Source organism: Algoriphagus sp. TR-M9 (assembly GCF_027594545.1).
GTDB lineage: Bacteria > Bacteroidota > Bacteroidia > Cytophagales > Cyclobacteriaceae > Algoriphagus > Algoriphagus halophytocola.
Window position 1 is genome coordinate 2,293,088 of the sequence record NZ_CP115160.1, and the last position, 26,116, is coordinate 2,319,203.

The 26,116-nt window shown below is 43.6% G+C and carries 22 protein-coding genes; 7 read left to right on the forward strand and 15 right to left on the reverse strand.

Annotated features, from left to right (window positions below; genetic code table 11):
• From PBT90_RS09955 to PBT90_RS09965, 3 genes are all read right to left on the reverse strand, one after another.
• Nucleotides 1–543, reverse strand: coding sequence for an NUDIX domain-containing protein (locus PBT90_RS09955; RefSeq protein ID WP_264810300.1), 543 nt, complete (start codon nt 541–543; stop codon nt 1–3).
• A gap of 57 nt (nt 544–600) precedes the next feature.
• Nucleotides 601–1,083: an Lrp/AsnC family transcriptional regulator gene (locus PBT90_RS09960; RefSeq protein WP_264811433.1), complete on the reverse strand. Its 483-nt coding sequence runs from the start codon at nt 1,081–1,083 to the stop codon at nt 601–603.
• 209 nt (nt 1,084–1,292) lie between these two features.
• Complete coding sequence (locus PBT90_RS09965) at nt 1,293–2,486, reverse strand: tetratricopeptide repeat protein (RefSeq protein WP_264810302.1); 1,194 nt, start codon at nt 2,484–2,486, stop codon at nt 1,293–1,295.
• Between the two features lie 79 nt (nt 2,487–2,565).
• On the opposite strand from PBT90_RS09965, the gene PBT90_RS09970 reads away from it, so the two are divergent.
• Nucleotides 2,566–3,216 (forward strand): sulfate ABC transporter permease, encoded by a 651-nt coding sequence (locus PBT90_RS09970; RefSeq protein ID WP_264810303.1) that lies wholly within the window; start codon nt 2,566–2,568, stop codon nt 3,214–3,216.
• 122 nt (nt 3,217–3,338) lie between these two features.
• On the opposite strand, the gene PBT90_RS09975 is transcribed toward PBT90_RS09970, so the two are convergent.
• From PBT90_RS09975 to PBT90_RS09995, 5 genes are all read right to left on the reverse strand, one after another.
• Entirely contained in the window at nt 3,339–3,671 is a 333-nt protein-coding gene (locus PBT90_RS09975; protein ID WP_264810305.1) for a hypothetical protein, read from the reverse strand.
• 67 nt (nt 3,672–3,738) lie between these two features.
• Complete coding sequence (locus PBT90_RS09980; protein ID WP_264810306.1) at nt 3,739–5,406, reverse strand: DUF6909 family protein; 1,668 nt, start codon at nt 5,404–5,406, stop codon at nt 3,739–3,741.
• Nucleotides 5,407–5,515: 109 nt separating this feature from the next.
• Nucleotides 5,516–6,097 (reverse strand): peptide-methionine (S)-S-oxide reductase MsrA, encoded by a 582-nt coding sequence (gene msrA, locus PBT90_RS09985; RefSeq protein WP_264810307.1) that lies wholly within the window; start codon nt 6,095–6,097, stop codon nt 5,516–5,518.
• A gap of 39 nt (nt 6,098–6,136) precedes the next feature.
• Entirely contained in the window at nt 6,137–6,382 is a 246-nt protein-coding gene (locus PBT90_RS09990; RefSeq protein WP_264810309.1) for a hypothetical protein, read from the reverse strand.
• 7 nt (nt 6,383–6,389) lie between these two features.
• The gene (locus PBT90_RS09995) at nt 6,390–6,932 is read right to left on the reverse strand and encodes a class I SAM-dependent methyltransferase (protein ID WP_264810310.1); all 543 of its coding nucleotides are present in this window, start codon (nt 6,930–6,932) and stop codon (nt 6,390–6,392) included.
• 152 nt (nt 6,933–7,084) lie between these two features.
• Between PBT90_RS09995 and PBT90_RS10000 the strand changes: the two genes are divergently transcribed.
• Entirely contained in the window at nt 7,085–9,019 is a 1,935-nt protein-coding gene (locus PBT90_RS10000; RefSeq protein ID WP_264810312.1) for an LTA synthase family protein, read from the forward strand.
• A 2-nt stretch (nt 9,020–9,021) separates the two neighbouring features.
• On the opposite strand, the gene PBT90_RS10005 is transcribed toward PBT90_RS10000, so the two are convergent.
• The 5 genes from PBT90_RS10005 to PBT90_RS10025 are packed head-to-tail and all read right to left on the reverse strand — an operon-like array spanning nt 9,022 to nt 14,827.
• The gene (locus PBT90_RS10005) at nt 9,022–10,209 is read right to left on the reverse strand and encodes a hypothetical protein (protein WP_264810313.1); all 1,188 of its coding nucleotides are present in this window, start codon (nt 10,207–10,209) and stop codon (nt 9,022–9,024) included.
• Nucleotides 10,209–11,438: a YaiO family outer membrane beta-barrel protein gene (locus PBT90_RS10010; protein WP_264810315.1), complete on the reverse strand. Its 1,230-nt coding sequence runs from the start codon at nt 11,436–11,438 to the stop codon at nt 10,209–10,211. Before PBT90_RS10010 ends, PBT90_RS10005 begins: the two co-directional genes overlap by 1 nt.
• A 2-nt stretch (nt 11,439–11,440) precedes the next feature.
• Nucleotides 11,441–12,901: a glycosyltransferase family 2 protein gene (locus tag PBT90_RS10015; protein WP_264810316.1), complete on the reverse strand. Its 1,461-nt coding sequence runs from the start codon at nt 12,899–12,901 to the stop codon at nt 11,441–11,443.
• Nucleotides 12,894–14,462, reverse strand: coding sequence for a hypothetical protein (locus PBT90_RS10020; protein ID WP_264810318.1), 1,569 nt, complete (start codon nt 14,460–14,462; stop codon nt 12,894–12,896). The genes PBT90_RS10015 and PBT90_RS10020 overlap by 8 nt, the downstream gene beginning before the upstream one ends.
• Nucleotides 14,463–14,467: 5 nt before the next feature.
• Entirely contained in the window at nt 14,468–14,827 is a 360-nt protein-coding gene (locus PBT90_RS10025; protein WP_264810320.1) for a response regulator transcription factor, read from the reverse strand.
• Between the two features lie 319 nt (nt 14,828–15,146).
• Between PBT90_RS10025 and PBT90_RS10030 the strand changes: the two genes are divergently transcribed.
• The 5 genes from PBT90_RS10030 to PBT90_RS10050 all read left to right on the forward strand — a co-directional run bounded on the left by PBT90_RS10030 (nt 15,147) and on the right by PBT90_RS10050 (nt 23,134).
• Nucleotides 15,147–16,844 (forward strand): amidohydrolase family protein, encoded by a 1,698-nt coding sequence (locus PBT90_RS10030; protein WP_264810321.1) that lies wholly within the window; start codon nt 15,147–15,149, stop codon nt 16,842–16,844.
• Between the two features lie 95 nt (nt 16,845–16,939).
• Nucleotides 16,940–18,325, forward strand: coding sequence for an amidohydrolase family protein (locus tag PBT90_RS10035; protein ID WP_264810323.1), 1,386 nt, complete (start codon nt 16,940–16,942; stop codon nt 18,323–18,325).
• Between the two features lie 23 nt (nt 18,326–18,348).
• Nucleotides 18,349–19,650 carry an amidohydrolase family protein gene (locus PBT90_RS10040; RefSeq protein WP_264810325.1) on the forward strand — a complete coding sequence of 434 codons (1,302 nt, stop codon included), beginning with the start codon at nt 18,349–18,351 and terminating at the stop codon, nt 19,648–19,650.
• A 200-nt stretch (nt 19,651–19,850) separates the two neighbouring features.
• Complete coding sequence (locus tag PBT90_RS10045; RefSeq protein WP_264810328.1) at nt 19,851–21,029, forward strand: NlpC/P60 family protein; 1,179 nt, start codon at nt 19,851–19,853, stop codon at nt 21,027–21,029.
• Complete coding sequence (locus PBT90_RS10050) at nt 21,029–23,134, forward strand: M28 family peptidase (RefSeq protein WP_264810329.1); 2,106 nt, start codon at nt 21,029–21,031, stop codon at nt 23,132–23,134. The genes PBT90_RS10045 and PBT90_RS10050 overlap by 1 nt, the downstream gene beginning before the upstream one ends.
• 86 nt (nt 23,135–23,220) lie before the next feature.
• On the opposite strand, the gene PBT90_RS10055 is transcribed toward PBT90_RS10050, so the two are convergent.
• A complete protein-coding gene (locus tag PBT90_RS10055) occupies nt 23,221–24,777 on the reverse strand; it encodes a S8 family peptidase (RefSeq protein WP_270133049.1) in 1,557 nt (518 codons plus the stop codon).
• Between the two features lie 74 nt (nt 24,778–24,851).
• Nucleotides 24,852–25,763: a helix-turn-helix transcriptional regulator gene (locus PBT90_RS10060; RefSeq protein ID WP_264810333.1), complete on the reverse strand. Its 912-nt coding sequence runs from the start codon at nt 25,761–25,763 to the stop codon at nt 24,852–24,854.
• Nucleotides 25,764–26,116: the final 353 nt, after the last annotated feature.

Genomic DNA, 26,116 nt, shown 5'->3' on the forward strand with positions numbered 1-26,116 from the left:
CTAAAGCTCTAGTAATCTTGCTGCCTTGAGAACTCCTGCTATGCTAATAGCATCGGTAATCCTCCCATCCATTACCATTTCCAGCACATCAGCAAATGGTAGTTTCCTAATCTTCAAAACCTCAGTTTCCTCAAATTCAGTTTCACCCTGGGTCAGTTCTTGTGCTAGATACACAAATCCCACCTCGTCGGTTACGGAGTTGGAAGTATGGATTTTCATGATTTCAGTCCATTTTCCTGCGGTCAGGCCCGTTTCCTCCTTTAACTCCCGCTTGGCACTGTCTAGCTGATCCTCTTCTAAAGGCCCTCCTCCCATGGGGATTTCCCAGGCATACTCATCTAGAGTATATCTATACTGACCTATTATCCAGGTGTTATTATCCGCATCTATAGGAATTATGCCCATCGCCCGGTTTTTGAAATGCACCTTGCCATAGACCCCTGCATTCCCGGCAGGATTGATGATGTTGTGATGCTCCACTTGGATCCATGGATTTTCATAGATCTGGGTTATTTTTTGCGTTTTCCAGGGGTTTTCCTCCATTTTTTTCAAAAAAAAAGGGTGACAAAAAGCCACCCTTTAGCATTTATTACTGACTGATTAAGCCGGGATTGGCATTACTTTAGAATCCTTAAAAGTAGAAAGAATCACCATGGATTGCATGGAATCTACTTCTTTGATTTCGGACACTTTTTCAAGCATCAGCTTCTGATAGGCTGTGATGTCTTTGGCGATGATTTTCAAAATAAAGTCACCAGTACCGGTGATGTGATGACACTCAATCACCTCTGGAATAGTATTGATTTCACGCATGAAAGCATCAATATTTGCTTTGTTGTGACCGATCAAGCTCACTAGAACAAAAGTACTCACGCCCAATCCGATTTTTTCAGGGTCTAGTTTAGCATGATAGCTTTTGATGATTCCTGACTGCTCTAGCTTCTTGACACGCTCCAGCGTGGGAGCAGGAGAAAGTCCTATATCCTTGGAAAGCTGAGCATTGGTGATTTTGGCATTGGCCTGAAGGATTTCAAGTATCCTTCTATCTATTTTATCAAACTTTATTCTTACGCTATGATCCATGATCTCTTGCATTTACAAAATTTTATATGGTGCAAAATTAATATAAATGATGATTGTTTTAAACCATTCATCAGAATTTTAAACAGGATTATCGAAATTTTCTAAATAATTATCTCTAATTGAGCGAACAATCCTACTAAAATTCAGTGCTCACTGAGAAAAATTCAAATTTTCTCCTGTTCTAAGTTCTTAAAACGTCGAGACCGGAATTAAAGTTTATTCTTTTTGATAAATTCCCGGGCTTCCTTGTGAGCAGGGTGCTTACGCTTGGCATATTTCTTCACCTTTTTGAAGTAATCTTTGGCCAAGTCTTTCTGTCCATCCTCACTCGCCATTTTGCCCAGCTGAACCAAGGAATAGAGGTAATACCCACTTTCCTGTGATTCTGATTCCTCACCGAAAGAAAGGGTTCTGAGGTAAAATCTTTTGGCTTCTTCACGATTCCCCATCCGCTCATTGAACTGAGCCAGGTAGAAAGCTGCATACCGACCGCTGTTTGATTCATAGCCAAAGGTATTTGAATCTATTCTTTCCAATATCTGCTCAGATTCCTCCACTGCTTCTATCCATCTCCCCACTGTATAAAGGTGCCTGGCATAGGACCTGTGGAAATAGGGGTTATTTGGAAACTTATGATGCAAATATTCTGAGATCTGAAGGGCTTTGAAAGGTTCCTTTTCCTCAGAAGCATAAAGCCTGAACAAAAAGTACTGCGCTTCCACCCGGGTGTAAAAGGCATTGTTTGCAACTTGCTCTAGCTGCTGTAGCCCAAGTTCCTTGCTACCTTTCGGGAATAAAGCCATGACAGGTTTCAGCAAAGGATAATTATCCGGAATCCACACTGAGAAATAATTAAAAAGCGCATCCCCTAGAAGCAATTCAGGATTAAACTCCTCTTCCCCCCTGCTCAGGTCCATGTATTTCAGGGCATTTCTTCCGGCCCAGGCCGCTTTGGTCCAGCTTTTCCGCTCAGAATATAATCTGGATTGAAAACCATAAGATGCCGCAAGGAAAAAAGCGGCCTCTTTGTTGCTTTCATCTGCATCAAACATCGCCTCTGCTTTTTCTATGGCTCTGTCCAGGTATTTGACGAATATCTCGTCATACTTTTCATTGGAAACGTCCACCTCTATTCTCCACCAATAGCCCAAGGCTACCAGAAACTCGGGAAGTGGGTGATTAGGGTATTGGTGGGCAAGCACAGCAAAATCGCGCTCAGCCGTAGCAAAATCAAAGTTGTACATGCTGTTGATGGCCGTGGTAATCCTAAATTGCAGACCTTTATCTAGGAGCAGGTACTTAGGAGAGGAAGAAATGAGAGAATCCTCCGTGTCTGCCTGCGCAAAAACACCTACCATCCCGGCGAACCACATAACTACCAATAAGCCTACTCTTTTCAACATAGTAATCTTTCCAATTAAGCGCCAAAATTAGTTCTAATCCCAAACAAAATTTTAGATTTGACCAAGATTCCTCCTAAAAATGGCTAAAACTCTTTCTCCAGAAGCACAACGTCTGAAAGACCTGATAGATTTCGATAAACGGATTTATTTTTTCGTCCTGGTATTTCTCTTCCTTTTGATCCGCTATTTGACTAATAGTCTGATCATTGAGGCCATACCCGATTCTCAAAACCTGGAAGCCAGAGGAGATTTTATGATTTTTCACATTTTCAATGCGCTCAATTACCTCTGGACACCATTTGCCTTACTTTGGAAATTTACCGTCATCGCATTTCTGTTTTGGCTGGGCGCATTTATGATAGGTTATAAAGTTCCCTATAAGGAGCTCTGGCAGTTTGCGCTGATTGCTGAGCTGGTTTTTGTATTCCCAGAGCTCATTCGTCTCTTGGTCTATATCGCACCTGACTCCTCGGTCACTTATATGGAAATCGATGAATACAGGCCACTATCCTTACTGGCACTGCTAGGGCCGGTAAATGTCTCCCCACAGTTTCATTATGCTTTTGCTACTATCAATATCTTCGAAATCATGTACGGGATTCTCTGGATGTATGGATTTCATATGATCAGTAGAAGGCCGCTATCCCAGAGCGCAATAGTGGTTGCCATTAGCTATTTCTTACCACTGGCCATCTGGCTCACCTGGTATATAATGGTGTATAGAGGCTAGCAAATGGGTTTTGAGCCTAAAGCATGCCAGCATTTCACACCTGTCTTCGCCCTACTGGCTAGTTGTACAAGGAAATTTGGATTACTGGAAACTTGCGGAGCATCAGTTAATTTTATTTCTACTTACTTAAAACCTAACTGCTCCATCTTGCTTCGCTGGCCAAGGCTGACTGCAACATTGATCCTGTTCCCTGTGGTGCAAAAACACGCTTCGCAATCTTGCTGGCCCCCTTCATCTGTAATGGAAATCACTCTGGCCCCCTTTATGCCTTCAGCAAGCAAGTAGTCCTCTACAGCTTCTATAAGCTCTCCTTGGGTACTGCTGGAACTCGAAATCCAGGGATCAGAACAGGCCGTTTGATCATAATAGAATTCTTCTACATTTAAGGGGCTTTCATCTTGACAGCTTTGGAAAAGAAGGAAGCAAAACAGGAAAAGTACTAGCTGATATTTCATGGATACGCTTTTTACCTCAAGACGAAAAAAAAGGCTGAACGCTACTGTCCAGCCTGAATACTTGGGTTTAACCAAAAAGCTTCTCCAAAATCTTATACGTAATCAGATAGGTAGGTCTTACTCCCTCCATACCCAAAGCGCCTGAAGCAAGTGTACTCCCTGTTTCCAGGGGATTGTCTGAGGCATAGTAGGCATAAAGCACTTTTACATTGCTGCGGATGGATCTCCTGATTTTTGATGCGGATTGAATGGCTTTTTGGTAATGAGCTCCTTCCATTTCCAAACCGACCACCTTCCAGGAAGATTGCATGAAATAGGTAAGGATATCTTTATTCTGCAGTGAGGTACCCAAAACAGTAATCATAGGTCCGGAATAAACGCCTAAACCAAAGCCTTCGAAATCAGCCTTTTTAAATTCATTTCGGAATGGATAGTTATCTGCAGTTCCTTCAAAAACGTGGGCATTGGGAATCATCAGATCTCCCTTGCCACCATACAGAATACCGGCTTTGCCCATGATAGCCGTAGATATCACATCTAGAGGAATGGATTTACCATCTTTTTCATAAGGCTTCAGCAATTCATCAAAACACTCATAAGCCTGCTCTCCAAAGGCATAATCCATGACCACGAATACCGGTCGCTTTTCTTTTTCCAGGGGCAATTTGACACCAGGAATCAACTCTTCCTGCTCTAGCTGAGCAGTATCGATGATCTGGGCTCCTATATTTGTCCCTGACAAGTCTGGCAAATCAATAAACCCATGTTTCTTGGCATAAGTTGAAATTGCCCTTCCTTTATTGTTTTTGGCATTAACTGAGATATCCATCACCACCGATTCCAGCTCCTCATAGTCTTTTAGACCCAAAAGCTGTACTCCATAAATCGTATTGACTACAGAGTGAAGATTAGCTGAGATAATATGAATCGGCCGCTCTAAAAGGTCATTTTCATCCAGAGCCTGCTTGATTCTACCTGCCCACTGTTCCCCGTACACGTGATGCCCTACTCGCTCTCTCAGTGTGGTGGAAAATGAAATTTCCCGATCCAATCCCTTATTGCTTTCTTCCTGGGCCAGTTTGCCCATGTGGTAGATGATGGAAAACAAGCTATTGGAATTACTGCTTTTTTCGAATTTATCTACAGCCTTGATGGTTTCTTCATAAGTTCTACCTATCAAATGGCTGAGGTAGGCACTTGCTGCCTCCTTTTCAAATTCCTCACCGGCTTTTTCCTTTTGCACAAACTCCTCCAGCATCAGCCAGTTATTGGAAATCTTACCTTTTGGATCTGTACTGTTGGCAAAAATCTTATTGGATTCTATATACAGAAAAGTGAGGTGAGTCAGGATATCGTAGATATCAGAGCGTCCGCGGGTCATCTCCACATACATGACCTGATCATCCAGCCTATAGCAATTCCGTTTTCTTTTGGAGGGAACTATGGCCTCCATTTTAGAAGATTCGTATCCCTCTCTGCTGATGAGACGTACCAGCCTACACTCTTCTATGCCTCTAGGTAGGCGCTCCATCACGTATAGCAGCCCATCTAGCTCGACCTTTTCTTGATCAGTGACCAATCCATAGATTTCAGGACTCAAAATCCGTAAAGCATCAACCAGACTTTCACCGGATATCCCCATAGGCTTGTAACTGCCGCGGGTAAAAAGATGTCTCATGGTGATGTACAATCGCTCGATAGCGGCTCTAGATTCGTGGGCTCTAGTTCTTTCCATAGTGCAAATAGCTTTTGCAGGGCAAAAATACAGAAATTATTCGTAGTTAGCTGTTGAATATTAACCTCAATAAACCTGCGGCAGGTATCCCTTCCCAAATTAATTTCCGCTACTCCTTTACTTTTTCAGCAAAAAACCGCTTGAGCTTATCCACTTTTGGCTGGATCACAAACTGGCAATAAGGCTGTGCTGCATTTTGGTTATAAAAATCCTGATGCTCCTTCTCGGCAGGGTAAAAATTAGAAAAGGGAGTAATCTCCGTCACGATTGCTTTGTCAAAAACACCGGCTTCATTGAGTTGCTTTTTTAGATTAGTGGCTATCTGCTGCTGCTCCGCAGTATGATAAAATATGGATGATCTGTACTGTGGTCCCTGGTCAGCTCCTTGTCTATTCAGTGTAGTGGGATCGTGGGTAGCCCAGAAAACTTCCAATAGTTCTGTTAAGCTGATCGTTTTTGGGTCAAAAACAACTTGGATCACTTCGGCATGTCCTGTGGTTCCGCTGCAAACTGCATGATAACCCGGATTCTCTACAAATCCCCCGGCATAGCCAGAGATGACTTTGTCCACACCCTTCAATCGCTGAAAAACAGCCTCCACACACCAAAAACACCCAGCTCCAAGGGTGATTAGAGATTTTCCTGCCGGAATACTTACTGAAGTTTGGGGAAGGTTTAATTCGTTTTGCATGACTTTTTATCCTTTAGCCTAGCAACCCTACCTAAGCTTTTAAAGTTTAGATTTGGAACAAATTTTCTTATCCATTATAGCATGCCCGTTTGGTGCGACATCCCTAGGGAGTTTAAGAATTTCCAATAACCCCTCCTTTTCCATCTGAAGTAGTTCCAGCTCCAGCTCATCTAGAAATTGCTCCCAATCCTCAGGAAACATATTTTGCAATGGCTTTACTGCTGGAAAATCACGATTTCCACTAGCTCTGATGGTCTGAAGAATCGCTGTCCGAAGCACCTCCATCGATGGATTATTTACATACCATCACAAAGGCCGGAGGCAGATTCTTTAAAGTAAAACTCGTACTCACCTTATTAAAATGCTTTTTGAACAGATTTTTCAACAAGTAAGAATAACAAATCTGAATGAAGTAGCCACTTTGGCTTAACGCTGATTTTGAACTGGATAGAATGGCATCTTTCACATCCTGCGGAATAAAACTAAAAGGCAAGGATGACAAAATATAATCCGCCTTTTTACCATCTAAATACTTGTGGATATTTTCTGCTGAATCATTGATGATGCGGACATTGGACTGTGGGAATATTTTCTCCATAGAGTCACAAAATGATTTGCTGATCTCAAACACTAAAAGTTCCGCATCAGGATCCATTCGCTCTACTATTCCCTGAGTAATGCTACCATCTCCCCCTCCTAACTCCACTATGAGTTTGGCACCATTCAGCTGAGCATGTGATAACATCTTATTTACCAATGCCTTGGAGCTAAATGTGACCGCTCCCGTTGTGCTTAAATTGCTGTACAACTCCAGCAATAAATCTGATTTACCCATATATTATTAAATTCTCCGCTTGAAGATACCCGATTTTGCCCTATCTTTTCAGCCATCACCCGAAAAGTTAACGAGTAAATATGGCCCAAAAGGCTGAAATACGTTCCCATCTACCCGCTAAAATTCAATCTACATTAACCAATTTCTGGTCTATGGGATTGGTTTTCTCCCTATTAGTCTTTGGGTTAAGAGCCATGGAAACCTTCGTGGTTTTCCGTTCACACCCATTGAAAATTTCCACTTGGGATATTTTGATCCCAGCTATCATAGAGGATCTGCACTGGATCTTGTACTTTTTAGGGTTGCTGTTCATTTTCCATGTCATTCTATCGCTGATCAGTATCAGCATCGCGCGATGGTTCAGTTTAACCGGGATGATTTTGGCTGTTCTGATTCAGGCTTCCTTGATCCTATATTTTCAAAAAACACTGCTCCCTCTTGGCAAGGATATGTTTGCGTACAGTATGAGCGATATCCGGTTGATCTTAATGACCTCAGGGGTGCTTAATTTTTTCACCATTGCCGGCGCCATCCTGTTGATCGCTGGATTGGTGTTCCTTTTTAATAAGGTTAGAAAAAAAGCCTCCTTTCATTTGAAAACGGGTTTAGCTCTGAGCATAAGCACGTATTGGTTTCTGCTGGTGCTTTATTTTCTGCCCAATGCTGAATACGATAGTGCCAATGAGACCAAGTTTAATATTGAGCTCAATAAGTCAAAATACCTTACCGAACAGACATTTGACTACCTGATGTACCCCAGCGAGTATTATTTTGATTTTTATTTACAGCCATCTGGCAAGGGACTTTTTGTTCAAAAAGAATTTACCGATCCCAACTATCCTTTCCTGCACAAAGCAGCGTATCCAGATGTCTTGAGTCCTTTTTTTGACAGTTTGGACACTGCCCCCGACCTTGTATTTATTCTGGTAGAAAGTTTGGGAAAAGCCTACTCGGGCAAGGACGCCAATCTGGGAAGCTTCACTCCTTTTCTGGACAGCCTGGAGCAGCATAGTCTAGTTTGGACCAATGCTATTTCCTCTACAGGAAGGACATTCGGGCTATTGCCTGGGGTATTTGCTGGATTGCCCTTTGGGGAAAGAGGTTTTCTGGAGCTTTACGAAAATTACCCCCACCATGAGAGTCTGATCAGTATATTAAATCAGAATGGCTACGAAAGCAGTTTTTTCATAGGATCAGATCTGAAGTTTGATCACGAGGATAGTTTTCTGGAATACTCCAATCTAGACTTCACTATAGACTCCAAAAACTTTGGCAGTACTTATGAAAAAATGCCTGCAAACAATGGCTTTAGCTGGGGGTATGGGGATAAGGAAATCTTCAGTATAGGGCTGGATTATTTCTCCGAACTAAGCGAAGCCCCACAACTGAGAATATTCCAGACAATCACCTCACATGACCCCTATTTGGTGCCCGAGCGGGAAAGCTATCTCCGTAAATTTGACGAGCACATTAAATCCTACCTGCAACTATCAGATCAGGAAATCACAGAATATACCCAATACAGGGATATCTACATGACCGTGATGTATGCGGATGATGCCATCAAAGATTTCATCACTTCATATAGCCAGTTGCCAGAATTCAACAACACCATATTTATAATCACCGGAGACCACAGGCTGCCGGAGATCCCCATGGCTTCACGTCTGGATAGATTTCATGTGCCACTGATGATCTATTCCCCATTGATCCAAAGACCTACTTATTTTAAGGGATTGAGCAGTCATTTCGAGATTACACCTTCTTTATTGTCATTTCTAGATGCTCAGGTTGAAATTGATTTGCCGGAGCAAAATACCTGGATGGGACAGGTATTGGATACGGCTCAGGTATTTCAGTCCAACTTAGTGATGCCACTTATGCGCAACAAAAACCAATTGGTGGACTTTTTGGATGGAAATTACTTCCTTTCAGACGATCAGCTATTTGTAATCACAGAAGGACTGAATATAGACCCGGTAGACGATCAATTAGTTAAAAATAAGCTGGTGGGAGAATTTGAAGACTTCAAAAACAAAAATAACTATACCATACAAACCCGAAAACTCCTTCCACCACAGTTTTAAAATCAATGATCTTTTGCCTGATAAGCTCTCTCCAGCACTTGTGAAAGAAGCGGATAATAATAATTCCAGAAAAAGCTTCTTCGGTCCGTATAATCTGTGACCAAGTAAAAACCTCTCCAAAAAACCGGCAACCCCATGAATCTAGCTGATCCAGCTGAGTTTCTCAGGTCAGCAAAATCTCCCGCAAAGTAATAATGCTGCCCCTCGCCTAGATCTCTCACCACGGCAGCCGGGAAAAACCTTGGCAATCCCATATCTCTGAGCTTTTGCTGCCCTAGCGTAGTGGGAGAAATGTCGTAGTAAGAGATCACTTGGTACTCCCGCTCTATCAGGATAATATCAAACCAATCCGGGTAAGGCACCAGTTCAGGAAGCTTAAAACCATGTTGATTGAACTGCTGTGTCCGGATCATAGGAGTTTCCCCTTCATAATCAATGGAATTGGAAAAAACCTCCACCTGACCATTTTCATGGACAAATACCAAGCCCGGGCCATTTGGCACCCAGGTATTCTCATGCTGATCTACATATTGCTGAACTAGCCAATTTGGAAGATCTTGATTCACTGTAGTGTCCATCTCATCAAAATATCTGGCGATCCAGCCAGTCCATTTGAGTCCCATGAGGTTTTCAAATTCCGCACGAATGCCTGGCCTGGTCGGAGAGGCCATGGTATTAAATTCGGCAATGATAGTTTTCTTTTGTGCAATGCTTTCACGAATCAGGCTAATATCTGAGCGGTCCAGTCCACCATAGATTTTTTCAGATATTCCTTGACTGTTTTCGCTGTTAAAGTCTTCGGAGTAGACCCCATAGGTATCCGCTAGGTATAGCACATCCAGTTCCTTGGCTTTTTTCTGAATATCTCCTTCCGACCAATTAGAAAAATCCCAAACCCGGCCATGCGAATCAGAATCATCCGGGTGAAAACCAAAATAATCCCTATCTGCTGACTTATATTCTCCTGCTTCACCGCTAAACTTCAAATGCTCTATAGTCCAAAAAATAGACTGATGTTCCTGATAAGTAGCGCTGGGCACAGTTTTGTCTAGAACCACTATTTCCAGATTCTTCTCTGGAAAAACCAGCCAAACAAAATAGCTCACCAAAGGCAGAACAATCACTAAGGCAAATAAAGGCCAAAGCTTGCTAAGATAAAGTTTGCTTTCTTCCGTAAGAATATTTCTCATCAAAAACGGTATTCTGTGCCAATGGAAATATTTAAGTTGTTTCTGAAGCGGTCCGGCCCCAGCTCATCCCTAGAATAGCCTGTGAACCCAAAAATCTGAAACCTGTCTGTGATCATTTGTTGGTAGCCTAGTCTAACCCTGTAGGAGTTTAACAGCTGTGAAGGATCCCGGCTTTCTTCATCAGGAGATACTCCCGAGCTCAATTGCAAACTGAAAAAATCCTCACCGGTCTTGAAATAATATCTAGTTTGGAAATTTGCAGATGTTCCCAAGCCAGAGTCTGTCCCGGGGATTAAATTTGCCCGTAAGTTAAACCACCAACTTCCTACATATTTGCCCACTGAAGCAGTGTAAATATTGGTAACCTCCGAAAATTTCAGATACCTATAGCCTCCTTCCACCTCCCAGGCATTGGGCAGATTGTAAAAAACTGAAATTCCCAAGCGGAAATTCGGAAAAAAACTAGCCCCCGATCCTCCCACATTCAAATAAGCATAAGCATTTTCGCCCAAGGAAGGGTATGCATCCAGCTCAAACAAAGTACCGTTCGCATCAAATCTGGAAGACTGGGTCACCCTGGCAATGAGCGATCCGGTGAGCTTGGTGCGTGTTCTTCCATAGAGAGAAAAAGTATTCCAGGGACTGATGTCTCCAAAGTAAGAATCGTAATCATAGGTTACCCCAACGGCACTATTTCTCCTCAAGCGCTGAAGAGTCTGCATAAAGCCCAACAATCCATCCACCTTCGCCTCTTTTTCAAATAATTCCTCGGTGATGTCATAGGAAGCGTCATAATCCTCCTGATAATACAGCAACCTGGCTTTCTTGTACCTTAATCCATCGGGCAGTGGTTCCCCAAAATTATCCTTGGCTAAACCCAAAACTTCAGTGGCTCGATCATACTGCTCAGACCAAAACAGGTTATCCAAACTTGCAGCATAAGCATCCTCATAACCTGGCGAAGCTAAAATAGCCCGATCCAGATAAATCGAGGCGGAGTCATTTTTACCCTCCCACGCATAGCTTCTACCCACCAAAATAAGTATGTCTGCATACTCAGGATATTGATCCAAAGCCCGGAAAGCAATCTTGCGCCCTTCAATGTATTCTCCGTCTAGGATGAGCGTGCGCGCTTCAAAAAACAACTCATCAGGATCAAAGCTATCCTGGCCCATTACCAATGGAGAGAGGAAAAGGGAAAATACCAAAAAGAGTAATGCTTTCTTCATATTCAGGAATTCGTAGTTGTCTTTAAATCCTTGTTTTCTTCTGACTTTGTGAAACCAGTTCGGATCATTTGTCCCCATCCCCCCTTGCCTTTGATAAAGTCCCAATGCCCTTTCAGCCCCCAAAGTACAATTTTAGGATGAATGAAAAACGGCTCTATCAGCACAGTAAATATCAGTGCATTCAGGTCCTTTCTGTCTTTGTAATTATTATAAGCAATCTGCTCATACAAAATACTAAAGGAGGATACTAAAATTGACAAGAGATACAGCACAGCAAATAACGCCACAAAGTAGAATGCTGAAAAATCCCCGATTATTATCAAAACCAACGTATAGAGTAATCCCAGAACTTCCAGAATTGGCGCCATCTTTTCGAAGATATTCCAAAAGGGATAAGAAACCATCCCCATGACCCCAAACCTTGGGTTCAATCGGGTCACACGGTGAAGCTGCAAGGTCTCTATGGTACCTCTGATCCATCGGTTTCGCTGACGGCTCAATACCAACTCATCCTCAGGCACTTCTGTCCAGCATAGTGGATCCGGCACAAAACTCACTTTATACGGAATATTCTTTTCTTCCATATGCCTTCGCATCCTCACCACCAGCTCCATATCCTCCCCCACAGTCTTAGGGAAATACCCACCAACTTCCACCACCAGATCACGCTTGAAAAAGCCAAAAGCGCCTGAAATCAACATGAGTCCATTCACTCTGGTCCAGGCCATTCTTCCCATCAAAAAAGCCCGGAAATATTCGATCACCTGAAACCTGCCTAGGATAGATTTTGGAACCCTGTATTTGGTTACTGTACCATCAGTGACATCGCAGTTATTGGCGATTCCTATAGCTCCGCCCACCGCGATCACCTGCCTATTGGTTTCCTCCATAAAAGGTCTGACCATGCGCGCGATGGATTCATGTGAAAGTATACAGTCTACATCTATACAAGCTAGAATTTCCATCCTAGACACATTAATTCCACAGTTAAGGGCATCGGCCTTGCCTCCGTTCTCCTTGTCTATCACCACCAGCTTATTAAACGATCTGTTGGTTGATTTGTAAATACCCCGAACCGCCTTGGTTTCGATTTCCGGATGGTAGGCATATCCCGAAAGCTGTAGATCAAAAGCTGAAATGAGTTTACTCAATGTATCGTCCTTAGAGCCATCATTAATAACGATTACTTCAAACCTTCCATAATGAAGCGAAAGCAAGCTTTTTACGTTTTGCACTATGCTAGCCCCTTCATTATAGGCCGGTGCCAAAATACTTACTCCCGGTGCCAGCGGAGAGGTGATTATATCTTGGTAATCAGCAAACTGATTCTTCTTCAGCACATCTCTCATTTCCAAAGCACTCAAAATCATGATCAACAAGTAAATGATAATCACGGTAGAGCTGAGGAAAAGAAATAATACCCCTAAAACCTCGAGAATAAGATGAAATATAAAATTATACATCTTGTAACAATGGGTCAGTTAAATGCCTATCAATCTGAGCGACATCTGCACTTTTAGATTGCTCAATAAATTCGCAATATTTTGCTGGATCCAGTTCCTTCAAGCTTTTCAGCAGTATCATTTTATGCTTGAAACTAGGCTTTCCACTCAGAATCCCCAGTAGCACCTCGATGGACTCCGCATTACCTATAGTCCCCACTGCTCTAGACGCATTTTCTGACAGCAAGGGATCTTCAGCGAGCAGGCAGGGATTGATCAGTTCAGAAGCTAATGGAGCCCCCAGAACCTCATAGGTCCGGATAATCTCAATCTTCTCCTCCTCTCCTACTTCCAGAAATCTCTGCTCTAATCTTTCCAGCAAATCCACTCTTCCTATCATCCGAACTAGCTTATAGCCAAATAGCCTAATACTTTTATTATTCGAATAAAATAAGCTCTCCAGATTAAGCTCTCTTTTGGATTGCAGGTATTTAATGATTCGAAGGTAATTCATCTGTTGCCAGCGGGACAAAGGAAAATTTTGCTCGCTCAAGAATGAGAGATCTGACTTCTGGGAAAGGTTCAGCAATGTGGCGACAGCTTGCGAGCGCACGTAAAAATTACTGGAATTGGCATGCGCTTTAATTTCACTTAGAGCCTCATCCAGATCCATCTCATTCACTTCCACCATACCCTTTACCACCTTGTCCCATTTCTTACTCTTGATATGCTGTATGGATATCTGATCTAGGCCCAAACTCTTATAAAGGGCTTTCAATTTAAGTTTGAAATCCCCTTTCATCTTTTTGTTCAGGCCCAAAATCTGATCCATCAAAACCTCTTTAAAGGCTTGTTTTTTTAGTTTCGCAGCTGCAAAATATCCATGAACCTCTTCATCACTTAGCTGCTCTATCTCTTCCAGGCTCTTTTCAAAAAGCAGCTCGGAAAGCGGCCCTACTATCTCTTCCTCATATTGTGCATTGACCTTTTCGCGGATGTTTCTTCTGGCTTTGAAAATCAACATGAATAAAATCATACTGCTCGCGATCACCAGGAAAAGTCCAATAATTACCGTAATGGCAAATACCTTGATGTCAGAGAAGTATTCCAGACCAGTAGCAAAGGAAGGAATATATGGTGATCGATTGGCAAGCGAAATCAGGTCGGTCCCAGGACCTGATGAACCTACCGGGAAAAGCTGATCATTAGTTAGCAGGTCCAAGGTATAAGCATAAGCCACGTCGTAAGCCTGCCTTTCGCCTAGTATATAAAAAACAATTTCACTAGAAACAGCCTCATTCTCTAGTTGATTCTTCAGTACCAAAGCATCATTAAATTCAGAAAAAGTCATGGAGACTAGCGAGGTATCAGCCAGCGTAAATAGGCTATCCAGTTCTGTCCTACCTGCCAATTCACCGTCCACTGCCAAGCCAAACTCCAATCCACTGATGGAGTTCTGCTCCTGAATGAAATTAAAAAAGGAAGTAGAATCAGTGAAATAGACTTCTTGCTGTCCAAATCCGGTAAACGGGATCAGCAGAAATAAACCAAGAATATTTCTAAGTAAAAACTCAAACTTCATGTGAATCAACAGAGTACACGCTTGACACGAATGGCCAGTTCATTCGGATTAAATGGCTTAGGTATAAAATCGGCCACACCCAGGTGAAAGGCTTCGAGCACGATCTTTTCTTCCTCACCTAATGAGCTCAGGACTATGATAGGTACTTCAGGTTTATTTTTTCTGGCATAATGGATGATTTCTATTCCATTTTTGAAGGGAATCATGACATCAGTGATGATCAAATCAGGATCTTGACTGTCTATGGCTTCTACGCCGGCATTTCCATCTTTGACCAAAATCGTCTCATATCCGTCTTTTTTCAGACGGAATTGAACTAAACTTGAGATCAATAAATCATCCTCTATGATTAGGATTTTTTTCATTGTATTAAGGGGACCAAGACCTTAAAGATACATGCATTGCATGAAAACTGGAGTAAAAATACCAGTCAAATAAAATCCAAAAACGCATTGGTAATTTCACATTTAGATTTTCGTATTTCAAACCACCTGAAAAACCATTGATCAAATAATCGGCTGGAAAAAATAATTCCAAATGGATTCTGAAATCCCTTTTATTAGCTTGCTTGCATTAACCAAACCATCAACCCAGTGGATTTTGATAGCTGAGACCAAGGTGAATTAAATTCTTCATTCTTAACTCATCTGCCAATTTCATTACTACAACAAAACCAGTTTCCCTATGAGAAAAACCCTACTCAGAGCAGGTGTTTTTTGCTTGATGGTATCGGGGTGGATTTCTTCCTATCAGGTCAATGCCCAAAGCGACCCTACCGGAAAAAGACCCATCACGGATACCCATGCAATTACAAATGCCACAGTTTTCGCTACTCCTGATGCCAGTGGAGTAAAAGGCGATATTTTGATCAAAAACGGATTGATCCAGGGAGTCGGAGCTAATTTATCCATTCCTGCCGGAGCCAAGGTCATCGCTGGAGATTCTCTGTTTATCTATCCAGGCTTTATCACAGCAGGTACAGACGCAGGCATTACGAAGCCAGCCGATCCGGAAAAACCCGAAAACTTCATTTCTTCTAATCCCCCTGATGAAATCGCCGGCATCACCCCATGGAGATCAGCCGTGGATCAGTTTAGCATGGACAGCAAAGTAGAAGACCTGCGTAAAGCTGGGTTCACCATCGCACAGCTCATTCCAGACGGAGGAATGATTCCCGGCAAAACTGCCATCGTAGCCCTGGGTTCCAGCTATTCTACCAACGTGCTGTTGACCAACACCGCCTTGGCAGCCAACTTCAACGGGGCCAGAGGAATGTATCCTGGTACTGCCGTAGGCGTAATGGCAAAATTCAGAGATGTTTATAAAAACACTCAATTGACCTCACAGCGAAGTGCTTCCTATGCTTCGCAAACAGGGCTGAAAAGACCGGAAATCACACCTACTTTCAACGCCATGGCTGAAGTAGTAAGTGGAAACATTCCGGTGATGTTTTCTGCAAATGAAGAATTGGAAATACTCAGGGCGATCAGCCTATCAAAAGAATTGGGCTTCAAGCTTATTTTGACAGACCTGGAAGAATACGAAGAAGTCCTGGAAGAAATCAAAGCCTCAAGTGCTCAGGTTTTGATCAAACTGGAGCTGCCAGATGATAAGGCGGTAAAAGCACAGGAAGAGGACAAGGAACCTTCAGATGAAGTGAAAGCACGCTATGCCCGGGTGAAAGAAGCCTATGAAAATGCCTTGGCCCAGGCCAGCAAACTGGAGGAAGCAGGAATTCCATTTGCATTCACCACCGTAGGGGTCAAGTCTAATGACATTTCCAAAACCCTGCGCAAAATGATCGAAAACGGACTGACTGAGGAAATGGCGATGGCAGCATTGACTACTAATGCAGCTGAAATCCTAGGTATAAGCAAAGCAGCAGGAACTATCGCAAAAGGTAAAATGGCAAACTTGGTTTTGGCCACAGAGCCTATTTTCAGTGAAGATGCCCAGATCAAACACGTAATGGTAGATGGCTACCTGTTTGATTACGAAACTAAAACAAAAAAGAAAGCAAAAGAGGGTGACTCAGACGGAACAGTACAGATAGCAGGAAACTGGGATTACACATCCGAAAGCCCAGCTGGCTCCTCCAGCGGTACATTGATGATCAAAAAGGAAGGTTCAGAATACACCGGAACTATCTCCTATGACGACCCTTCAGGATCAGGTAAGGTCACTTCTCCTATTGTAGGAGTCAAACTAGAGGGGCAAAAACTTTCATTTTCTTTTGAAGTAGTTGCAAGCGGAATGACCATCATGGTAGATGTAGCCGGTGATGTCGACGGTTCATCTTATGACGCTACCATGACCGTAGCCGAATACGGCTCATTTCCTTTTGAAGGAACACTCAACCCAACTCTAATCGCAACTAAATAATCACCTGAAATCGAGCATGACTCAAATATCAGCCAGAAGGATGACTCTCGAACGTGTGAGGTTCCATATGACCGCTGAAAAACAATTTTAAACAGATGAAAAAAGTAAGCTATTTTCTTGCTGCACTGTTGGGACTGAGTATTCAATTTGCCTCAGCCCAAGTAAAAAAAGGCAGTGTACTGATCAAAAACGCTACTGTACTAACCATAACAAACGGAACATTAGAAAATTCTGATGTACTGGTACAGGACGGAATCATAAAAAAGATAGGCGAAGGCCTGAAAGCACCCAATGGAGTGACTACAATAGACGCCAGTGGCAAATACCTCATGCCAGGTATTATAGATGCCCACTCGCACCTAGGACTGGATGTGGTAAACGAGGCCAGCTCACCTATAGTAGCCGAAGTCCACATGAAAGATGTGGTCAATCCCTATGAAGTCGGAATCTACCGCGCTCTAGCCGGCGGTGTAACCATATCTCATGCTATGCACGGCTCTGCCAATGTGATAGGGGGACAAAACGCCACCTTGAAGCATCGCTATGGATCTACAGATCCTGCAGATATCATCATGCAAGATGCGCCTAGAACCATCAAGTTTGCACTGGGAGAAAATCCCACCCGAGTGCATGGTAGAGGAAGAGGCATACAGCCAAGAACCAGAATGGGTGTGGAAGCAGTAATCCGCAATGGCTTCAATGAAGCCATTCAATACAAAAAAGCCTGGGCCGAATACAAGGAAGCTTCCTCCAAAAAAGGCAGCACAGCATTGCCCCCTGAGTATAATGAGCGATTGCAGACGCTTGCAGATATATTAGATGGCAAAATCATCATTCATTGCCATTCCTACCGAGCTGATGAAATCTATATGCTTATTAATGTGGCCAGAGATTTCGGGATCACCAAGCTGGTATTTCAGCATACGAATGAGGGCTTCAAAGTAGCACCGGAAATCGCAGAATACACCATGGGAGCTTCTGTATTTGCTGACTGGTGGGCGTATAAGTTTGAGGTATATTATTCCACCGCTTATAATGCCGCTATTCTCACAGAAAACGGAGCCATCACTTCTATCAATTCAGATGATGCAGAGCTGATCCGTCACCTCTATCATGAAGCTGCCAAAACTCAGCGATACGGAGGAATGACTGACGAGCAGGCACTGGCCATGATCACGATCAATCCCGCCAAACAACTGGGCATAAATGACAAAGTAGGTTCCATAGAAGAAGGAAAACAAGGCGATCTGGTAATTTTCGAAGGACATCCACTTTCTTCGTATACCATTCCCCAGATGACCTTTGTGGATGGAGTCAAATACTTTGACATCAATGAAGATGCTGATGATCAAAGATTGAAAGTAAGCCCTACCCAAATGGTGGAAGAAGTTACGATCTATGAAGGTCATAACGCCAGGTGTATGCAGGATACAGAACATCTTTTTGAGACTACTGAGGCGCTATTTCACCTGAACCATTAATCACCCGTTAAACACAAGAAGACATGCAAAGACTTAAACAAATCTTTTTCGCATTCCTCCTGAGTGTTTTGCCTTTGATGGCATCAGCTCAGATCGACGGGGAATTCATCAAACCTAGGGCTGGCAAATTTTTATTGCAAAATGCCACGGTTGTGACCATTACAAATGGCGTAATGGAAAACAGCTCCGTATTGGTTGAGGATGGAAAAATAACAGCAGTAGGCGCTAAAATCTCAGCGGATGGTGCGGAGATCATTGATTGCAGCGGCAAGTTCATTTATCCCGGCATGATAGATGGCGGGACCCAGTTAGGCTTAGTAGAAGTGAGTTCTGTGGCTGAAACTGTAGATTATGCAGAAGTGGGTGATTTCACACCTAATATGCAGGCACTGACAGCCGTTAACCCCAATTCGGTAGCCATTCCAGTAACCAGAGTTTCTGGAGTTACTACTGTATTGACGGTACCTACTGGAGGTATCTTCCCGGGAACTGCTGCACTGATCAACTTAAATGGCTATACACCTGATCAGATGTACGCAGGCTTTAAAGCCATTGCCATGAATTTCCCTAGATCTGGCCGCAGAGGAAGGTACGACAGAAGATCAGATGAGGACATCAAAAAAGCCAATGAAAAGGCCCTGAAAGAAGCGAATGAACTTTGGGACAAAGCCAAAAGCTATGCTGAAATGGCGGCTGCTGAAGCTGAACTCGATTACTATCCTGAGATGGCTCAATTGGCAAAAGCAACCACTGGCGAACTCCCCTTACTGATAGAAGTAAATACTGCCTCTGATATCAAAGCAGCTCTAGAGTGGATCAAAGACAAGGACGCAAAGGTGATCTTCGCAGGTGTGGCAGAAGGTTGGAGAGTCGCTGAGGAAATAGCCGAAGCAGGCATCCCTGTAGTCACGGGGCCTATCCAAGCTTTACCTACCAGAGAGTCTGACCGCTATGACGCCGCCTATGCCAACGCCGGAAAAATGGCAAAAGCCGGTGTAAAAGTAGCGATCCGGACAAACGGACAAGAAAACGTCAGAAACTTACCATTCTTCGCTGCATTTGCTGCAGCATATGGCATGGGCAAAGAAGAGGCTTGGAAGGCCGTGACCATTAACTCGGCAGAAATCTTTGGACTGGGCGACCAGTATGGTTCTATAGAGGCTGGCAAAGTGGCTAACTTGATCGTAGCTGATGGTGACCCCTTCGAAACCAAAACCAACATCCATCATGTATTTATAGATGGATATAGAATGCCGCTTTCAAACAGACAGATCAGACTTTATCAGGAATTTCTGGATAGATCTCCAGGTTTGAATGTAAACTGATCGATTTCGCAATCAGAAAAAAACCACAAGGATGCCCGAATAATGGGCAGTTCTTGTGGTTTTCTTTTATTTTGTACTATCATGAAATCGAGTATGACGTAGCTGTCACACACTGGGATTGCTATCAACCTTGCGAGATTCCATCCCGTTTCCTTCGTCACGGGACAGGTTATGGCCTTTAAAAGACAAATTGTAATCAAATGAAAAGAATATACTACCCAATTTTCTCCCTAGTGGCAGTGGCGGCTTTGCTGCTCTCCTGCGAAGCGCCTAATAACAATGCAGAAGTCACAGCACTTATAGAAAGCAAGCGAGCTGAACTTGCACCTGACAAAAGAGTCGCCCTTTGGGATTTAACTTTTGAAAATGATTCTCTGAAAGGTGAAACTGATCAATTGCAGGGATTGGAGGAGCTACTCAGTACACTAAAAGATAAAGGGATTTCATTCACCAATGCAGTAAAACGTCTTCCCGATGAAGCCCTAGGTGATCAAACCAAAGCAATCGTCACCATTTCTGTGGCTAATATCCGTAGTAACCCAAGACATTCCGCTGAATTGGCTACACAGGCCTTGATGGGAACTCCCCTAAATGTTTTGAAGCAGGAAGACAGCTGGTACCTGGTGCAAACTCCCGATGGGTACTTGTCCTGGGTAGACCGTGCAGGTATTCAGCTCATGACTCCCAAAGAACAGGAGACTTGGCTACAGGACGAAAAGGTGGTTTACACTCAACTATATGGACATGTTTGGGTATCTCCTGAGCAAAAAGAAATGGTTTCTGATGTTGTGGCGGGTGATATTTTAACCTTCGAGGGGGAGCTACACAATTATGTAGAAGTGAGCCTTCCGGATGGAAGATTAGGCTATATCCCATCCCGGGAAATCCTGCCCTGGGAAGACTGGATCGCTAGCCGAAGCACCTCACCAGAGAAGCTCATCACTACTGCTAAGCAGATGATGGGCGTACCCTATCTGTGGGGAGGCACTTCCATCAAAGGTGTGGATTGCAGCGGTTTCACCAAAACTATTTATTACCTCAATGGACAGATTATTCCTAGAGATGCTTCCCAACAAATCCATGAAGGCGAGCTGGTAGATGAAAACAAAAACTGGGAAAATCTTCAAGTGGGCGACTTATTATTCTTTGGGGTAAAAGGCACCGCTGAGCAGAAAGAACGCGTGGTGCATGTGGGTATGTGGATTGGCAATGGTGAATTTATCCACTCCAGAGGAAGGGTAAGAATCTCCAGCTTTGATCCGGAAAACGCCAATTATGATGAATATGAACTAGGAAGATACCTCAGAACCAAAAGAATCGTAAATGTGCCTTCAGAGCATATTTTATCCGTTTCAGCACTTCTCCCCAACCAACAATAATGAACATTAAAAAATCAATTTTGGGAATAGCTTTGACTACTTCCCTTTGCATTCCGCTTTTTTCACAACAGGTCAGTGGCTTTTTTCCCGAAGATGAAAGCCAGGAAAAAGCTTTGGAACAGGAGTACCTCAAAGCTGTCAATTATGATCAGTTTAAAGTCCACCTGAAGGAACTGACGAAGGCACCGCATATAGCTGGAACCCCAGAAAATGAAGCAGTAGCTGCTTACATGTCCAAAGTGATGTCTGAAGCAGGAATGGAGGTCACCTCCTACCCTTATGATGTCTATTTGCCAAATGACCCGGGTGAATCACTCTTGGAAATCATCAGCCCGGAGCACATCACCCTTTCCCAGCAGGAAGGTCCTATAGCGGGAGATCCTTTTTCTACAGATCCCCGACTGCACAAAGGGTTCAATGCATATTCAGGTTCTGGAGATGTCACAGCTGAAGTAGTTTATGCGAATTATGGCGTTAAGGCTGACTTTGAAAAACTCGCTGAGATGGGAGTTGATCTGAGAGGAAAAGTAGTCATCGCGAGGTACGGGGGTAATTTCCGGGGATACAAAGCGCAATTTGCTGAGCAGTACGGCGCTGCAGCTTTGATCATATATACAGATCCTGAAGATGCTGGATTTGGCAAAGGCGATGTATATCCGGATGGGCCTTTTTATAATGAAACCACCATACAGCGTGGTTCATTACTTACATTGAGCTACACAGGAGATCCACTTACTCCATTTGAGCCGGCGCTGCCTCTGGATGGAGACAAAAAAGTAAAACGTCTGGATCCAAAAGATGTAGCATTCCATACCATTCCGGTATCTCCTATAGGCTATGGCGCTGCCAAAGAAATCCTGAGTAGAATGAAAGGCTCCTTTGTACCTGAAGAGTGGAAAGGCGGATTACCCATTGAATACCGAATTACGAGTGGACCGGATCTAAAAGTACGCGTAAAAGTAGAGCAACCCGTGGATTACATTCGTGCCAATAATATTGTGGGCAAATTCGAAGGAACGGAATTTCCGGACGAGTGGATCATTTTGGGAAGCCATTATGACGCCTGGAGCTTTGGGGCCACAGATCCTAACTCGGGTACTGCCATGATGCTCACGCTTGCAGAAGCCCTGGGAGATTTGGTCAAAAATGGAAAAGGACCGAAAAGATCCGTTTTGATCGGTCACTGGGATGCAGAAGAACAAGGAGTAATTGGCTCTACCGAATGGGTAGAACAGTTCAGAGATGAATTGGGAGCCAAAGCAGTAGTGTACATGAACTTTGATGGTGCTGTTTCCGGCAGGAATTTCGGCATGTCCGCAGCACCCACTTTGAAAAATTTAATCATAGAAGCAGCTAAAGAAGTGACTTATCCTGACTCATCCAAAACAGTGTATGAAGTTTGGGCTGGAAACAAGGAGGAGCCGAGAATCGGAAACCTGGGAGGAGGATCAGATCATATCGCCTTCTACATGTATGCCGGGGTACCTAGTTTAAGTGGAGGTTCCGGAGGACCGTCTGCCTACCATTCCAATTATGACAACTTCCACTACTACAGCAAGTTCGTAGACCCAAGTTTCAAAATGGGTGGTACTGTAGCCTCGGTCATCGGCGTATTGACACTTCGCATGGCCAATGCGAGCATCATCCCTTATGATGTACCCAGATATGCCCAGGATCTGAAAATACATTTTGAAAATGCCGTAAAGTCAGTCAAAGAAATCGACCCTTCCTTTGGGAGTTTTGAGCTAGTGGACGAAGCTATTGCTGCGTTGCAAAGTAGCTCCGAAGCCTATCAGACAGCTATGAATGCGGCCCTGGCTACAGGAGAACTTTCTGAAAAAGAAATATCCAAACTGAACGAAGCGCTGATTGGACTGGAGAAGAGCTGGATAGATCCAAAGGGCATGTACTTTGGCAGCTGGTACAAATCTCTTTACGTGAGTACAGATCCATTTAGCGGTTATGCGTCATGGATTCTGCCGGGTATCAAATACGAAGTAGAAACCAATTCAACAGCGAGACTGGAAGAATGGGACAAACGCTATGCAAAAGCGATTTTGGACCTTAGCAAAAAGATCGAAAAAATGACTAAAAGTCTCAAATGAGGAGTTAGGATTGAGGAGAGGGAGGCAAGGGTTAACCAAAAAAAGGGCTTAGATTGATTTCTAAGCCCTTTTTTTATGGTAGCCAATTAATTCACAGCCACAGCGGCATTGAGATTTCCATAGCCATATTGAGCGTTTTTAGAAGGGTAAAGATCGGCGGTATTCCGCATTTTGTTCAATACCTGATCTCTGGTCCAGTTTGGATACTTTGCCCAAACTAATGCCGCTATTCCCGATGCAGTCGCAGTGGCTACTGAGGAACCGCCCACGGTAGATGGAGTATTGCTATACAAAGCCGTGGTCAGGGGTTTGCTGTTAGTGGAAGCGCGCTCCATGATCACTGTGAACTCTACCTGCGCCCCGGAATGACAAGTATCGCATCGCTGGTACCCATTCCCTTCTTTGACTCCCGTGACAGCTACCGTCTCAGGCATGGTGGCAGGAAAAATCACACCTACCCAGTTGGTAAAGCTGGTAGATGTGCCTGCTGCCGCAAATATCAATTTGCCCCGATTATGTGCATAACGAACGGCATCGGCTACTTTGGCACTGGAAAAAAGATCTCCAATGGACATGCTGATGATTTTTACGTCCGATCTTTTGCCTAAAAGCACCAAAGCTTCGGCCACCCCATCTTTTTCATTTCCAGAATTGAAAATAACGTCGCTGGTTCCACGTACAGAAATCAAATTAGAGTTATAGGCTACTCCCACGGCATTCCCCACTGTATTTCGTGGTGCAGCCACCACTCCGGCCATAGCTGTCCCGTGGCCACACTGATCGTGAGGGCCGTCGTATTTTTTCCACCACCATAACCCCGTTTGATAGGTACCAAATCGCTGCACTGACCTGCCACTGGAGGCACCCGAATTGAATGATCCATTCAGCATAGCCTGGTCTGGCGACAAGCCAGTATCTATGACACCTACCGTAATGCCGGCACCTGAACTTTGATTCCAAGCTTGGGAAATGCCCATTTGATCATAATTCCAGGATGACTTCGCTCCGGGAGCAATGATGGAATAATCACTACTGGGGATGGACTGAGGTTCGTTTTCGCAGCCTGAGTCACTGGTAATTCTGGCATAAGGATTATCCATGGCCAGACTATAGTCAAACTCATACCCCCTAGGCTCAAAGTACCTCACCTCTCCCAGTGCGCGAAGTTGCTGCAGTACTTCCAAAGTGGACACCTTTACCTCTAAAAACGGTAAATCTGCATGGACTAGTGATTCATCCACCATTCTGGAATTGGCATTTTGCTGCGGCTTTTGAATACGCCTAACCAACCCGATGATTTTGCTAGCGGCTTGCTGCATTTGAGGCTGACCCACTGATTCCAGACCTATCCGTGCATTGGTAAGTTCCTTATCAGCAGACTGATAGCCTATGGTAAGTACTGAGTCACTTTGCAGTAAAGCACTCAGGATCAATTCATCGGACTGATCGGCCCAGATAAAATCACCTGACTCCTTCAAGGATTTGAGGATAAGCTGATCGATTTCATGGGATGAAACTAGCTGAACTTCTTCTTGAGAATACTCCGATTGGGAGACCTGTGGCTGCTCTTCAGTTTGGCAAGAGACTACAATTAGGGCTAAAACAATCAGCCCAAAAATCTGATTTCTGATTAAATACTTCATAAAAATTGTCTGTTAAAAATTGATATTCAATAAGTTAAAAAATATATCTATAAAAACCATGAACTACAAAACCCTCAAGAATCCAATCTAGCTAGCTGCTCTTGCAGGTAAATCTTCATTTCTTCTCCTTCCTCCACTTTGACCTCTCCAGGCAGGCCTAGGATAAACCTGGCTAAGCCTGGCAGATTTGGGATTTCTCCGTCGAAAAAATACTGGTTTCTATTTTTAACCCCCATAAAGGGTCTGGCATTCGGATGCTCTTCCATCATCAGCTGATAGGCTTTTTTGCTCAATTTCAGTTTCACTCTAAACTTATTTTTTCCGGTAAATCCAAACAACTGCCTTCCTGGCAATTCGTGCTTAGATTCCGACTTCCACTTTTGCTGGCTGAGCACCACCTCTCCAATACGTTCTATTTTGAAAACCTTCATGCTTTTGCTCGCAGGCTCAAAAGCGTGAATGGTCTCATAGTTGGATGAAAAAGCTACGGGTTCCACCAATCGATCACTCGTGGTATCGCTGCTCAATGAGTAATAATCTTTCAGCCAAACTTGCACTTTCCCCTGAATTCCCCTGCCGATTTCATCCACCAGGCGTCCCAAGTTCGCTTTAAATAGTTGCTCCGTGCCCTGCTTCACTTCCGAACGTACATCTAGCTTTTTGATAATGGAATCGTGCAGCAGGTTCCCCTTCCCTTGACTTTCGATCAGGGTCCTGAGCCATTGGCTCTCCTCCTGAGAAAATGTCCCAAAGCTCTGCGCATGAACCATTTCTGGCCTTTGCTGAATCTTGTACTTACTGAATTCCTTTACCACTTCAAAACCCAAGGCTTCCAACAATCTGAAGTAGCGATAAATAGTCCTTTCGTCCGTTTCTAAAAGTTCGGCCAGTCTATGCACCGGCTTGCCAATATTGCCCTGTAATAAATTGATCAATTTGAAAACTCGAAGTATTTTTTGCTGTTCTACTTTGCCTGCCTGCGCCATTGGATTTTTAATTTGTGGAAGATAAAAATAGGTAAAACTGCTCAATCATTTCATTAATTGACGCTAATTGTCATAATCAATAATAAGGAACAAATCCAGCTGGGTCAAAACAGCTAAAAACCAATAGGATATAGGAATGATGCCAGTAACCAATAGCTCTCTGCTCAAGCGGCCGGAAGACTCCTGCAGTGGCAAGACAGGCCGAAGTGGCCTCAATTCTTCAGTTTTACATAGGCTATATTGCTTTGCCCCCTACAGTCAGAAAAGCAGATACACCATAAAAGTAGAGAATACTTCCTTCGAAAAGTGAACATGTAAAATCCCTTTCTGTACCAACCAAAATAACCATTCGT